The organism is Leyella stercorea, from assembly GCF_019052365.1.
In the GTDB taxonomy this organism is placed as follows: domain Bacteria; phylum Bacteroidota; class Bacteroidia; order Bacteroidales; family Bacteroidaceae; genus Prevotella.
The window spans coordinates 1-14,355 of record NZ_JAHQUY010000037.1 but is presented as its reverse complement, the minus strand read 5'-3'; the positions used below and the strand labels follow the sequence as shown (position 1 = coordinate 14,355).

At 53.8% G+C, this 14,355-nt stretch carries 9 protein-coding genes; 3 read left to right on the top strand and 6 right to left on the bottom strand.

Features of this window, described 5'->3' with window-relative positions:
* Positions 1-63 precede the first annotated feature (63 nt).
* Together alaS and KTQ90_RS07925 are read left to right on the top strand one after the other, a co-directional pair.
* A complete protein-coding gene (gene alaS, locus KTQ90_RS07930; RefSeq protein WP_217317939.1) occupies positions 64-2,685 on the top strand; it encodes an alanine--tRNA ligase in 2,622 nt (873 codons plus the stop codon).
* A 276-nt stretch (positions 2,686-2,961) separates the two neighbouring features.
* Entirely contained in the window at positions 2,962-3,540 is a 579-nt protein-coding gene (locus tag KTQ90_RS07925; protein ID WP_022158024.1) for a sugar transferase, read from the top strand.
* A gap of 287 nt (positions 3,541-3,827) precedes the next feature.
* Here KTQ90_RS07925 and gpmI read toward each other — a convergent pair whose 3' ends face one another.
* Positions 3,828-5,345 carry a 2,3-bisphosphoglycerate-independent phosphoglycerate mutase gene (gene gpmI, locus KTQ90_RS07920; RefSeq protein ID WP_217317938.1) on the bottom strand — a complete coding sequence of 506 codons (1,518 nt, stop codon included), beginning with the start codon at positions 5,343-5,345 and terminating at the stop codon, positions 3,828-3,830.
* Between the two features lie 165 nt (positions 5,346-5,510).
* Between gpmI and KTQ90_RS07915 the strand changes: the two genes are divergently transcribed.
* A complete protein-coding gene (locus KTQ90_RS07915) occupies positions 5,511-6,548 on the top strand; it encodes a M28 family metallopeptidase (protein ID WP_217317935.1) in 1,038 nt (345 codons plus the stop codon).
* Between the two features lie 59 nt (positions 6,549-6,607).
* Here KTQ90_RS07915 and KTQ90_RS07910 read toward each other — a convergent pair whose 3' ends face one another.
* The 5 genes from KTQ90_RS07910 to KTQ90_RS07890 form a co-directional block, all read right to left on the bottom strand.
* Positions 6,608-7,183 (bottom strand): chromate transporter, encoded by a 576-nt coding sequence (locus KTQ90_RS07910; RefSeq protein ID WP_217317934.1) that lies wholly within the window; start codon positions 7,181-7,183, stop codon positions 6,608-6,610.
* A gap of 1 nt (position 7,184) precedes the next feature.
* A complete protein-coding gene (locus tag KTQ90_RS07905) occupies positions 7,185-7,730 on the bottom strand; it encodes a chromate transporter (protein ID WP_217317933.1) in 546 nt (181 codons plus the stop codon).
* Between the two features lie 214 nt (positions 7,731-7,944).
* Positions 7,945-11,682: a phosphoribosylformylglycinamidine synthase gene (purL, locus tag KTQ90_RS07900; protein WP_217317931.1), complete on the bottom strand. Its 3,738-nt coding sequence runs from the start codon at positions 11,680-11,682 to the stop codon at positions 7,945-7,947.
* Between the two features lie 224 nt (positions 11,683-11,906).
* Positions 11,907-13,337, bottom strand: a complete 1,431-nt coding sequence (locus tag KTQ90_RS07895; protein WP_407936608.1) for a sensor histidine kinase — start codon at positions 13,335-13,337, stop codon at positions 11,907-11,909.
* A 266-nt stretch (positions 13,338-13,603) separates the two neighbouring features.
* Entirely contained in the window at positions 13,604-14,293 is a 690-nt protein-coding gene (locus KTQ90_RS07890; RefSeq protein WP_217317928.1) for a response regulator, read from the bottom strand.
* Positions 14,294-14,355 lie beyond the last annotated feature (62 nt).

Sequence of the window (14,355 nt, the reverse complement as noted above, 5' to 3'; positions counted from 1 at the left end):
AACAAAGTACCTTTGCAAACGTTTTAGAAAGAAATTAAAAAACAAACGACAATATTGTATAATATGATGACAGCTAATGAAATCCGCGACTCGTTCAAGAAGTTCTTCGAGTCGAAAGGACACACCATCGTGCCGAGTGCGCCGATGGTAATCAAGGATGACCCAACATTGATGTTCACAAACGCTGGTATGAACCAGTGGAAGGACATCATCCTCGGCACACGCGAGCCCGAACCGCGCCGTCGTGCCGACACACAGAAGTGTCTTCGCGTGAGCGGCAAGCACAACGACCTCGAGGAAGTAGGTCACGACACATACCACCACACAATGTTCGAGATGCTCGGCAACTGGTCGTTCGGCGACTACTTCAAGGAAGGCGCCATCGACTACGCTTGGGAGTACCTCGTAGACGTATTGAAGCTCAACCCCGCCGACCTCTATGTAACCGTTTTCGAGGGTTCGGAGGAAGAAGGACTCTCTCGTGACGACGAGGCTGCATCATATTGGGCGAAGCACGTGCCCGCCGACCACATCATCAACGGCAACAAGCACGACAACTTCTGGGAGATGGGCGATACGGGTCCTTGCGGTCCGTGCTCGGAGATTCACCTCGACTCGCGCACACCGGAGGAGAAGGCAAAGGTGCCAGGACGCGAACTCGTGAACAAGGACGACCCGCAGGTTATCGAGATCTGGAACATCGTGTTCATGCAGTACGAGCGCAAGGCTAACGGCTCGCTCGTTCCGCTGCCGATGCACGTTATAGATACCGGTATGGGTTTCGAGCGCCTCGTGCGCGCTATGCAGGGCAAGCACTCCAACTACGACACCGACATCTTCCAGCCTATCATCAAGGAAGAGGAGGCCATCACCGGCATGAAGTACGGCGAGAAGGAGGAGACCGACGTGGCTATGCGCGTATGCGCCGACCACCTGCGCGCCGTAGCGTTCTCTATCGCCGACGGTCAGCTGCCTTCTAACGCTAAGGCTGGCTACGTAATCCGCCGCATCCTGCGTCGTGCCGTGCGCTACGCATATACCTTCCTCGGACAGAAGGATGGCTTCCTCTACAAGCTCATCCCTGTTCTGACACGCGAGATGGGCGAGGCGTTCCCCGAACTCAAGGCTCAGCACGACCTCATCATCCACGTTATCAAGGAGGAGGAAGACTCGTTCCTGCGCACTCTTGAGAAGGGCATCAACATGCTCAACTCGGCTATGGACGAGCTGAAGAAGCAGGGCAAGACAGAACTCGACGGCGTGCAGGCATTCCGTCTGTTCGACACATACGGTTTCCCGCTCGACCTCACCGAGCTTATCTGCCGCGAGAACGGATTCACCGTTGCCGCAGACGAGTTCGACGCCGAGATGCAGAAGCAGAAGGAACGCGCACGCAACGCTGCCGCAGTTGAGAACTCCGACTGGGTTATCCTGCGCGATGGCGAACAGCAGTTCGTAGGCTACGACTTCACCGAATACGAGTGCCACATCCTGCGCTATCGCAAGGTGACACAGAAGAAGAATACATACTTCGAGCTCGTGCTCGACAACACGCCGTTCTACGGCGAGATGGGCGGTCAGGTAGGCGATACCGGCGTGCTCGTTAGCGAGGACGAGACCGTTACAATCACCGACACAAAGCGCGAGAACGGACAGTCGGTACACATCGTGAAGGCTCTGCCGAAGAACCCGGAGGCCGACTTCATGGCTTGCGTAGACGTAGATGCTCGCGAGGGCTCGGCTGCCAACCACACCGCTACCCACTTGCTCGACTACGCTCTGAAGCAGGTGCTCGGCGACCATGTAGAGCAGAAGGGCTCATTCGTATCGCCCACAACGCTGCGCTTCGACTTCTCTCACTTCACCAAGGTGACTGACGAGGAGCTGCGCAAGGTAGAGCGACTCGTCAACGACCTCATCCGTCAGGACCTGCCGCTCGATGAGCATCGCGACACTCCGTTCGAGGAGGCTAAGAAGCTCGGCGCTATCGCCCTCTTCGGCGAGAAGTACGGCGACAAGGTGCGCGTAGTGCGCTTCGGTCCGAGCTGCGAGTTCTGCGGCGGTATCCACGCACAGTCGACAGGTCGCATCGGTATGTTCAAGATCATCTCTGAGAGCAGCGTAGCTGCCGGCATCCGCCGCATTGAGGCAAAGACCGGCAAGGAGTGCGAGGAGCTGATGTACAACATCGAGGACGTGCTGAAGGCTATCCGCGGTCTGTTCAACAACGCAAAAGACCTGCAGGGCGTCATCGGCAAGTACATCGAGGAGCACGACGCTATGAAGAAGAGCATCGAGCAGTTCCAGGCTGCTGCCGTAGAGCGCACAAAGAACGACCTCATCGCTAAGGCACGCGAGGTGAACGGCGTGAAGGTCATCACAGCTGTCCTCCCGCTGGAGCCGGCTGCTGCAAAGGACCTCATGTTCAAGCTGCGCCAGGCTGTTCCGTCTAACCTGCTCGCTGTTGTAGGCTCGGTAGCTCACGAGAAGCCAATGCTCAACGTATGCATGAGCGACGACCTCGTGAAGGACCACTCGCTCAACGCCGGTCAGATGGTTCGCGAGGCAGCCAAGCTCATCCAGGGCGGTGGCGGCGGTCAGCCTCACTTCGCTCAGGCTGGTGGCAAGAACGTCGACGGACTCTCTGCTGCCGTAGATAAGGTGGTGGAGCTTGCACAGCTCTAAACGGCTTTTAGTACAAACACTATAGGAGGCTACGGTATTCTTGCCGTAGCCTTTATTATATGCCCTTTTTCTATTCCTTTCTCTCATTTGTATTAACCCGAATAGTTAACAAGTGTTTCACAACGTGAAATACTCTGCATTTAATTCTCTATTCTGCAATTTTCGGAGTACCTTTGCAAAGATGTCCGGCAAATTCGTAATATCATACTATATAATATGATGCGCATGAAAACGTTTTCATGGTTTTTCGGACTATCGCATACGTAGACATAACAGATGAAAAGAGTTCTCGACTTCATAATAGCTGCTGTGTGCCTCGTTGTCTTTGCGCCGTTATTTTTGATATGCATCGTTGCCATTTGGCTCGAAGACGGTGCGCCAACTATATTTCGGCAGGAGCGCATAGGGTTGCACGGCAAGCCATTCTACATATATAAGTTCCGCAGCATGACGCGCGACGCCGAGAAAGACGGACCGCAGTTGTTGCTCGAAGGAGCTTTGAACGACCCGCGCCTCACGCGTGTGGGTCGGTTCTTGCGTGCCCATCATCTCGATGAGCTGCCGCAGTTGTGGAATGTGGTGAGAGGCGACATGGCGTTCATCGGTTATCGTCCCGAACGCAAATTCTACATCGACCAGATTATGGAGCGCGACCCGCGCTATGAGCAGCTCTATGCCATCCGCCCGGGTGTAACCTCCTACGCAACGCTCTACAACGGCTACACCGACACCATAGAGAAGATGTTGCGCCGCCTCGAGCTCGACCTTTATTATCTTGAGCACCAGTCGCTTTGGTTCGACTTCACCGTGCTCATAAAGACATTCTTAAGCATCGTGTTTGGAAAGAAGTTCTGATTGTATAAGGCTGGAAGATAGGCTGGAAGATATTCGGTTTTCAAGAATATCTTCCAGCCTTTATTATGCTCTTATTCTGAGCGTTACGCCGATGCTGGGAGATATGGTGGATTTTTTTTGTTAACCATATCCGTAATAAAAAACGCGCGCAACTGAATGGTTGCGCGCGTTTTGCGTTATTTGTTAGTTGTAAGCTATGAATTAGCTCCAATCCTAAATCAAAATAAAATCAGAAAAACTAATCATACCTCTCAACTCTCAATTCTGAACTTTCAACTATCTACAGATTAGTCGCAGATAAGGTTCTCGCCAGTCATCTCTTCCGGCTTCTCCAGACCCATGATGTGGAGGATAGAAGGAGCCACGTCAGCGAGGCGTCCGTCCTTAACGGTAGCCGAGTTGTTGTTGGTTACGTAGATGAACGGAACCGGGTTGAGCGAGTGAGCTGTGTTAGGAGTCTCGTCCTCGTTGATAGCGTTGTCAGCGTTGCCGTGGTCAGCGATGATGATAACCTCGTAGTCGTTAGCCTTAGCTGTCTCTACTACGTCCTTAACGCAGTTGTCGATAGCGTGAACTGCCTTTGCGATAGCGTTGTAGATACCGGTATGACCTACCATGTCGCCGTTAGCGAAGTTAACAACGATGAAGTCGTACTCCTGAGTGTTGATAGCGCCAACCAGCTTGTCCTTCACCTCGTATGCGCTCATCTCCGGCTTCAGGTCGTATGTAGCAACCTTCGGCGACGGAACAAGGATGCGGTCCTCGCCCTCGTACGGAGTCTCGCGGCCACCGTTGAAGAAGAATGTTACGTGAGCGTACTTCTCAGTCTCAGCTGTGTGGAGCTGACGCTTGCCCTGAGCAGAGAGATACTCGCCGAGAGTGTTTGTTACGTTCTCCTTCGGGAAGAGGATGTTAACGCCGGTGAACGATGCGTCGTACGGAGTCATGCAGAAGTACTGCAGACCCTTGATAGTGTGCATGCCTGCTTCCTCGTGCTCCTTCTGTGTGAGCACCTCTGTAAGCTCCTTAGCACGGTCGTTGCGGTAGTTGATGAAGATGACAACGTCGCCTTCCTCGATCTTGCCGTTAACGGTAGAGTTGTTGATAGGAAGAACGAACTCGTCGGTTACGCCCTCGTCGTAGCTCTCCTGCATTGCCTTCACCATGTCGTCAGACTGCTTGCCCTTGCCCTCAACGAGCAGGTCGTAAGCCTCCTTGACGCGCTCCCAACGCTTGTCGCGGTCCATTGCATAGAAGCGGCCTACGATGCTTGCGATGTGCGCACCGTTCTTGTCGCAGCACTCCTGAACCTGCTCGATGAAGCCCTTGCCCGACTTCGGGTCGGTGTCGCGGCCGTCCATGAAGCAGTGTACGTATACGTCGTTCAAGCCGTACTCCTTGCCAATCTCGATGAACTTGAAGAGGTGGTTGAGTGAAGAGTGTACGCCGCCAGTAGAGGTGAGGCCCATGAGGTGGAGCTTCTTGCCGTTCTCCTTAGCGTAGCTGTAAGCCTTAACGATCTCCTTGTTCTGGAGGATAGAGCCGTCCTTGCAAGCACGGTTAATCTTAACGAGGTCCTGGTAAACGATACGGCCAGCGCCGATATTCAAGTGGCCAACCTCAGAGTTACCCATCTGACCCTCCGGCAGACCTACGTCTTCGCCGCATGCGAGGAGCTGTGAGTGTGCGCTCACTGCTGTAAGGTAGTCGAGATACGGAGTCGGTGTGTTGTAGATAACGTCACCTTTGCCATGTTTGCCGATGCCCCATCCGTCGAGGATCATCAATAAAGCTTTCTTTGCCATAATTCTGTGTATGTTATTATGTTAAAATAATGTTTCCTATTTACGTGCAAAGTTACAACAAATAATCCATAAATTATCCACTCTTGATGAGGTATTCTTATGTTTTTTCGTTACTTTTGCATTGGTTTAAACTTTATTACTGACTAACGATATAATACTTTGAATATGATTAATAAACTATTGTTGTCGGCTGCTATCGTTCTTAGCGGCGCAACTACTGTTGAAGCCGCACAGAAGAAGTCGGCGAAAGTGGAGAAACAGCTGGCTGCACAGTGTGATGCCGGCTTGCGTTCAATCACCGAAGATGCGGCTCGTGCGCATGTCTATTTCCTCGCCGACGACCTCTTGGAGGGACGCCGTGCAGGCGAGCGCGGTTCGCGCATCGCAAAGCAGTATATCATCTCACAGATTCGACAGACTGGCTTGAAACCTTTCCTCGGCGACTCGTACGAACAGCCTTTCGAGGCTTGCGCTGTGCAGAAGCTGAAGCGCGGCGTACGCTACTTCGTTGAGGCAGATTCTGTCGCTGAGATAAAAAAGCAGGTGCACCGCACTATGTATCTGAGCAATGTGCTCGCGGTGCTGCCGGGCAAGAAGACTGACGAAATGGTTGTTGTGGGTGCGCATCTCGACCATGAAGGCGTGTACAACGACATCGAAGGCGACAAGATTTACAACGGTGCCGACGACAACGCGTCGGGTGTGGCTGCCGTGCTGCAGATTATGAAGGCTTTTGTGGCGAGTGGTGCAACGCCGGAGCGCACTATCGTGTTTGCATTCTGGGACGGCGAGGAGTTCGGACTGCTCGGTTCGCGCTACTTCACTGATGCTTACAAGGATATGCAGAAGGTGAAGGGTTATCTGAACTTCGACATGGTGGGCAGCGGCACGGACAGTCGCTATCTGATGTACTTCTTCACGGCTTCGCATCCGAAGATTGGCGAGTGGCTCAAGGCGGATATGGCGAAGCACAACTTCTGCTTCGATCCCGACTATCGTGCTTGGGACAACCCCGTCGGCGGCAGCGACCAGCAGTCGTTCCATTTGAAGGGGGTGCCTATCGTGTGGTATCATACCGGCGGACAGCCCAACTACAACTTCCCGTCTGATGAGGCACAGACCATCAATTATCCGAAACTGACCGACATCACCCGTGCTTCGTATCTCACAACGTGGCACTTGGCGAATGAAGCGGAATATTAATAAAAAACGTGATGGAGCGCTGTTTGTAGCGCTCCATCACGTTTTTTATTAATTTATAGTTAATACAGTAGCATTACTCCTGCGAACGCTGCCCAACATATCATCCTTATAGGGTTTACCTTTACGAACTTTGTGCCTACGAATGTGGCAGCGAAGATGGCGATGCTCACCCAGAAGTGCCACGGACTGATCTTCGGCGACGAGAAGTTCTCGGGCGTCATCAGCAGAAGTGCGGCTGCGGCGATGAGACCCACTACGGCGGGGCGCAGACCCGACATCACGTTCTGCACGGTAGGCGTATTCATATACTTCATGAACACACGGCAGATGAGAATCATCATTATGAACGACGGCAGAACGAGCGCAAGCGTTGCCGTAGCGCTGCCCAATATCGAGAGCCATTCGCCCATGCCGGCGTTGTGTACGGCGGTGTAGCCGCAGTATGTGGCTGCGTTGATGCCAATCGGACCGGGCGTCATCTGACTTATCGCCACGATGTTTGTGAACTCAGCCGATGTGAGCCAAGCATGGTTGTACACCGTCTGGTTCTGTATCAGCGACAGCATACCATATCCGCCACCGAATCCGAAGAGTCCGATCTGGAAGAACGTGAAAAATAGCTGGAGAAATATCATGTTATTCTGTAGGTTTGATGAGAAGTCCGTAGAGATACCCGCACATTCCTGCCACAACGAGCACGTAGATCGGGTTTACGCCTACGAGCCATATCAGCAATGCGCTTGCAACGGGAATCCAGCAGTTGGTGAGTCCGATGCGTGCCGACTTAGCCAGTGTGAACACGGGGGCAGCAATCAGAGCCACCACCGCCGGGCGAATGCCGTTGAATGCTGATGCAATCACGGCGTTGTCCTGGAACTTGTGGAAGAACATCGCGATGAGCAGGATTATGAGGAACGAGGGGAGTGCGACGCCGAGCGTAGTGCAGACAGCACCGCGAAGTTTGCGCAGACGGTAGCCGATGAACACGCTCATGTTCACAGCCAAAGCGCCGGGACACGACTGCGCCACAGCTATAAGGTCGAGAAACTCCTCGCGTGTCATCCACTTGTGCTTGTCTACCACCTCAGCCTCTATCTGCGGAATCATGGCGTAGCCACCGCCGAGTGTGAAGAGTCCTATCTTGAAGAACACGCGGAATGCTGATATGTAAAAGTTCTGCATATTATTGTTTAAAATGTCATGTGCAAAGATAGTGCAAATCGAAGACAATACAAAACAAGCTGGCTTGTTTTTATTGTTGAGTGCCGCCTATCTTATCCAAAGATAGTGCAAATCGAAGACAATACAAAACAAACTCCCACAGAATTACGAGAATCCTGCGGGAGTTTTTTATTTGTTTCGCCGTTGCGAAACGTTATAGAGTTGAAGAGTATCCTTACTGCTTCTCAATCCACTTGCGAGCGTTTACGAACGCCTCAATCCACGGAGTAACGTCGTCCTGACGACGGTCTGCCGGATACCAAGCGTTCTGCCACGGGAAAATGGCGCGCTCCAGGTGAGGCATCATAGCCAAGTGGCGTCCGTCAGCCGAGCAGATACCAGCTACGTTGTAGTCAGAACCGTTCGGGTTGCCCGGATACTCAGCGTAGTTGTAGCGAGCTACCACGTTGTACTTGTCCTCCGACTCAGGCAGTGAGAACTTGCCTTCGCCGTGAGCCACCCAGATGCCGAGCTTGTCGCCGCTGAGCGATGAGAACATCACGCTATTGTTCTGCGGAATCTCGACGCCGAGGAAGTTGCTCTCGAACTTGTGCGAATCGTTGTGCAACATTCGTGTGCGCTTCTCGTGGTCGGGGTTGATAAGGTTGAGCTCAACCATGAGCTGGCAACCGTTGCAGATACCGAGCGAGAGAGTGTCCTTGCGAGCGTAGAACTTGTCGAGCGCCTCCTTAGCCTTCGGGTTGTAGAGGAATGCACCTGCCCAGCCCTTAGCCGAACCGAGAACGTCCGAGTTAGAGAAGCCACCGCAGAAGACTATCATGTTCACGTCCTCGAGTGTCTCGCGACCGGTGATAAGGTCGGTCATCATAACGTCCTTCACGTCGAAGCCAGCGAGGTAGAGCGAGTAAGCCATCTCGCGTTCGCCGTTAGTACCCTTCTCGCGGATGATGGCAGCCTTGATGCCCGACGCTGTGCGGCGGTCGGCAGAGATGCCATAGCTCTCGAGCGAGCCCTTGAACGACGGGTGGAACTGCATCTCAACAGGCTGCTTCTTGTAGTTGTCGCGGCGCTTTGCTGCACAGCCGTTGAAGCTCTGGTCGCGGTCGAGCAGATACGATGTCTTGTACCATGTGTCGCGCAGTGTGTCGATGTCGAATGTATGTGTGTACTCGTCCTTCTTGATGACGATAGTGCGTTCTGTCGGAGTGGGGTAGCCAATCTTTGCGTAGCCGATGCCGTTCTCCTCCATGTACTCCTTGAACTCCTCCTTGTACTTGTCTGAAACCTGAACGACAACGCCCGGGTTCTCGGCAAGCAGCATCTTGATGATGTCGTTGCCGGCGAGACTGTGGAGGTTTACGTGCATACCGCCTTCTGTGTTAGCGAAGCACATCTCGAGCAATGTAGTGATAAGACCGCCTGCAGAGATATCGTGACCAGCCATAATCCAGCCCTTCTCTATCATCTCCTGAACTGCGTTGAAGCAGTCGGCGAAGTATTCCGGGTTCTTTACGGTAGGAACGTCGTCGCCTACGAAGCCGAGGCTCTGTGCGAATGCGCTACCGCCGAGACGCTGCTCGTCGAACGAGAAGTCGATATGGTAGAGAGATGAATTCTTGTCGTTTACGAGTACCGGCGAAACAACCTTGCGGATGTCTGATACTTCGCCGCCTGCGCTCACGATTACTGTACCCGGAGAGATGATCTTCTCGCCGTTCGGATACTGCTGGCTGAGCGACAGCGAGTCCTTACCGGTCGGCACGTTCACCTTCAGAGCCAAGCAGAACTCGCTGAGAGCCTTAACGGCGCTGTACAGACGAGCGTCTTCGCCCTTCTGCGAGCGGCAGGGCCACATCCAGTTGGCTGAGAGCGAGAGGCTGTTCAGACCGTCTGCAAGCGGTGCCCAAACGATGTTTGTGAGCGCTTCTGCTACAGAGAGCACAGAGCCTGCCTCGGGCGAAGCCAGACCAGCCTGCGGAGCGTGTCCGAGAGCTGTAGCGATGCCCTTCTTGCCGCGGTAGTCGAGAGCTACGACGCCGCAGTCTGAGAGCGGCAACTGAATCTGTCCCTGGCACTGCTGGCGTGCAATCTTACCAGTTACGGAGCGGTCTACCTTGTTTGTCAACCAGTCCTTGCAAGCCACAGCCTCAAGCTGCAGCACGCGGCTTACGTATTTGTCGAGAACGTCGTCCTTGCCGTTCTCCGAAGTCTCTTCGTGTGTATATTCAGCGTCGCGATAGTGGCGCTCTACGGTCTCGTCGCGCATGATAGTCTTCGGCGAGTGACCGAACATCTGAGCCACGTCGAGGTCGAAAGGCTTCACGCCGTCGCCCTGCTTGAATGAGAAGTGAGCGTCGCCGGTTGTCTCGCCTACAACGTACAGCGGAGCACGCTCGCGCTCTGCGATGCGACGTACGTGGTCGATGTGCTTCTCGTCGATGAGCAAGCCCATGCGCTCCTGACTCTCGTTGGCGATGATTTCCTTCGAAGAAAGTGTCTTGTCGCCGATAGGCAGCTTAGTCATGTCGATTTCGCCGCCGCACTCCTCAACAAGCTCAGAGAGACAGTTGAGGTGACCTGCCGAACCGTGGTCGTGGATAGAAACTACAGGGTTTACATCCTCCTCGCACAGAGCGCGAACGAGGTTGTATGCACGCTTCTGCATCTCCGGGTTGGCACGCTGCACGGCGTTCAGCTCGATGCCGTTGCTGTAGCGGCCGGTATCAACAGAAGATACAGAGCCACCGCCCAAGCCGATGCGGTAGTTGTCGCCGCCTACAACGACAACCTTGTTGCCCTTCTGCGGCTCCTTCTTCAGACAGTCGCGCTTTGTGCCGTAACCTACGCCGCCTGCGAGCATGATAACCTTGTCGTAAGCGTACTTCTCGGCGCCTTCCTGATGCTCGAAGGTGAGCACCGAACCGGTGATGAGCGGCTGTCCGAACTTGTTGCCGAAGTCAGACGCACCGTTAGATGCCTTGATGAGAATCTGCTCCGGTGTCTGATACAGCCACTTGCGTACGGGCATGATGTTCTCCCAGTCGCGTGTGAGGTTGTCGTCGTCCTTAAGACGCGGGTAAGCAGTCATGTACACGGCTGTTCCGGCGATAGGCCATGAGCCGACGCCACCACCCATACGGTCGCGAATCTCGCCGCCAGTACCAGTAGCTGCGCCGTTGAACGGCTCTACGGTTGTCGGGAAGTTGTGTGTCTCTGCCTTCAGCGAGATGACGCTCTCGATGTCCTTCACCTGGAAGTAGTCGGATGTCGACTGGTCGTGCGGTGCGAACTGCTCCACAACCGGACCCTGCGCGAAAGCCACATTGTCTTTGTATGCAGAGAGAATCTTGTTAGGGTTCTCCTTTGTTGTCTGCTTGATCATAGCGAACAGTGACGACTCCATCTCCTTGCCGTCGATGATGAACGTACCGCCGAAGATCTTGTGGCGGCAGTGCTCAGAGTTGATCTGTGCGAAACCGAAAATCTCTGAGTCGGTCAGTGGGCGACCAAGTTCCTTCTCAATCTTGTGCAGATACTCAATCTCCTCAGCTGAGAGCGCCAGACCCTCCTGCTCGTTGTATTCTTCTATGTTCTCCACGCGCTTGATAGGTTCCGGCTCGTGGTTCACTGTGAAGATGTCCTGGTTAAGACCCTCGTACATGCGCTGCAACATCGGGTCGTGCTCTGCATCTTTAGAGCTTACGGGGAAGTACTCCTCAATACGCGAAATGCCGTGGAGGCTCATGTTCTGAGTTATCTCTACGGCATTCGTACTCCATGGAGTAATCATTTCGCGGCGTGGACCCACAAAGAAGCCCTCGACAGTCTCACCCTCGATGAGAGTGGCACCGCCGTAAAGCCAACACAGTTCATTGATCTCGTCTTGTGAGAGCTGGTGATCAGCTGCTGTAGCGATCACGCTCTTGCTTGGAGTCATGAAAAATAGAATCATACTGCTTGTATATTGTTTTGGATGAAAAAACATTTTGTTGTCTGCAAAGTTACGACTTTTTAGCAAAATGAGCGCATGTTTGCGGGGTTATTTTGATTATTTAGGCTGATTAATACAAAAGAGCGGCAGCAAAACCGTAGCTGAGGTCTCCGGCCTCCGCAGCAATCTGACAGACAATAGCGTCGTACTTGTTGCTGCGGAGGCCGGAGACCTCCGCTACGGGGTCAGGCTCTGAGTGTGAACTCGAAGCACAGACCGCCCTGCTCGTTGTTGTGAACGCTTATTGTGCCGCCGTGCAGCAGAACGGCGTTTTTCACGATGGCGAGTCCGAGACCGGTGCCTCCCATCTTGCGCGACCTGCCTTTGTCTACGCGGTAGAAGCGCTCGAAGATTCGCGGCAGATGCTCCGGCGCCACGCCCACGCCGTTGTCCGAGAAGGTGAAGTGCCACTTGCGGTGGTCGTCGAACAGTTCGTTTGAGCTGAGTTCGGCGTTGATGGTTATCGTTGTGCCCACACCGGCATAGGCTATGGCGTTGTCCGTAAGGTTGCGGAACACGCTGTATAGCAGACTTGTGCTGCCGCGCACCACGATGTTCGGCTGCAAGTGGTTGCAGAACGTCATCTCTTTCCTCTGCAGCTGTAGCGCCGTCTCCTTCTGTATGTTCGATACAATCTCAGATATGTTCACGTTCTCTTCGCTCATCATCTCCGGCGCATCGTCCATGCGGTTGAGCGTCGAAATGTCCTGCAGCAGCGACGTGAGACGCTGGCTCTGCGCATAGCTACGCTGCAGGAACTGCTCGCGTGTGGCGTCGTTGATATTCGGGTTTTCGAGTATAGTTTCAAGGTATCCCTGAATACTTGCCACCGGCGTTTTCAGTTCGTGCGCAATGTTCTGCGTCAGTTGTCGTTTCAGCACGTCCTGCTCGCGGCGTGTGGTCTGCAGACGCTTGTATATCTTGATGATACGCTCGGCAATCTCGCCCAGTTCGTCGTTGGGGAACACGGCGAGGTCTTCGGTTTCGAGCGACTCGTTGTGGTCGGCTCTTGAGGCGAACGTGCGCAGCTTCGTGATGTTGTCGCTCAGTCGCTCGATGAAGCGGTAGAGTATGACGGTGAGCAGCATTATGGCACCCACGGCGAACCATATATAGTGCTGGTCTGCCTGCAGCGACTGTACAAGGTCGCTCGTGTAGGGCAGTGCGGAACGTATGATGAGCTGCTGCCTGGGGAAGTAGGTTGCCGAGTAGAAGAAGTCGCCGTGTACGGTCTGGCTGTTGCGGTCGACGGTCGAACCGGCGCCGTGCTTCAGTGCTGCCGCAATCTCCGGTCGTGTGGCGTGGTTGGCTATGTTCGAGTAGTCCTTCAGCTTGCTGTCGTAGAGCACCTTGCCGTCATTGCGTATCAGCGTCACGCGTATGTTCGGTATGTAGTGGGTATGCACATAGCGGTCGAGCGCCTCCTCCGAGAAGTCGGGGAAGAGTCGCAGATATTCCTCCATGCGCGAGTTGTAGTCTTGCAGCTTTAGGTTGAGCGTGTCAATCTTGAACTGTTTCTCGCGGTCCTGCTGGAACACGATGAACGCCACGGCGAACACAAGGAACACCGAGAGAATGCTGAAGTATAGTTTTTTGCCGACAGATATTTTCATAATTAGTAATGTTGAAGAAGTCAGAATAGAATGTTTACTATAAGGTTTTGGTCTTGTGCTCCGTCCGCCGTCCGATCAGATTCCGTCCGCCGTCCGATCGGATTGCGAACGCCGTCCGATCAGATTGCGTTCGCCGCCCGATCAGATTGCGAACGCCGCCCGATGTAGAAGGCTGCGTGGATGGTGTGTCAAACCTACGAAATAGAGGCGAAGGGCTAATCGTTTGCTATTCTATTTAGCCAATGTTTTGTAGTTTTACACCAATCCTCCTAAGCGTCGAAGTAGTAGCCGAAACCGAGGCGTGTGACGATGCACTTCGCAAAACGTCCTATCTTCTTGCGCAGACGTGTGATGTTCACGTCCACCGTGCGGTCGAGCACAAGCACATCCTTCGGCCAAACGCGGTCGATAAGCTCCTGGCGAGAGAATACGCGTCCTCGCTCGTTGAGCAGCAGGTGCAGCAGTTCGAACTCCGTCTTCGTGAACGCTATCTCTTCGCCGTCGATGGTTACGGTCTTCTTGTCGAGGTTCATCACGATGCCCTGGTATGTAATGAGGTGCGGTTCCTCCTCGCCGTTGTCAATTGCCGTACGGCGCAGCACGGCACGCACACGCACCATCACTTCTCGCAGCGAGAACGGCTTCGCTATATAGTCGTCCGCACCGAGGTTGAATCCCGTCACGGTGTCGTTCTCCGTGTCGCGTGCGGTGAGGAAGATGATAGGCACACTGGCTGTCTTCGGGTTGGCTTTCAGCAAGCGAGCCAAGGCAAATCCCGACATGCCGCCCATCATCACGTCGAGCAGCAGCAGGTCGAACGATGCTATGTCGAGCGTCTGCGCCTCTTCTGCCGACGTCGCTGTCTGCACCTCGTAGCCTTCCGTTTCGAGATTGAACTTAAGGATTTCGAGCAAGTCCTGCTCGTCGTCCACCACAAGAATTCTTTGATTCTGTTTCATAACTGCTACCTGTTGGCGGAATTAATTTAGTGCATACTTAATTCTGCCAATGGGCTTGTCGT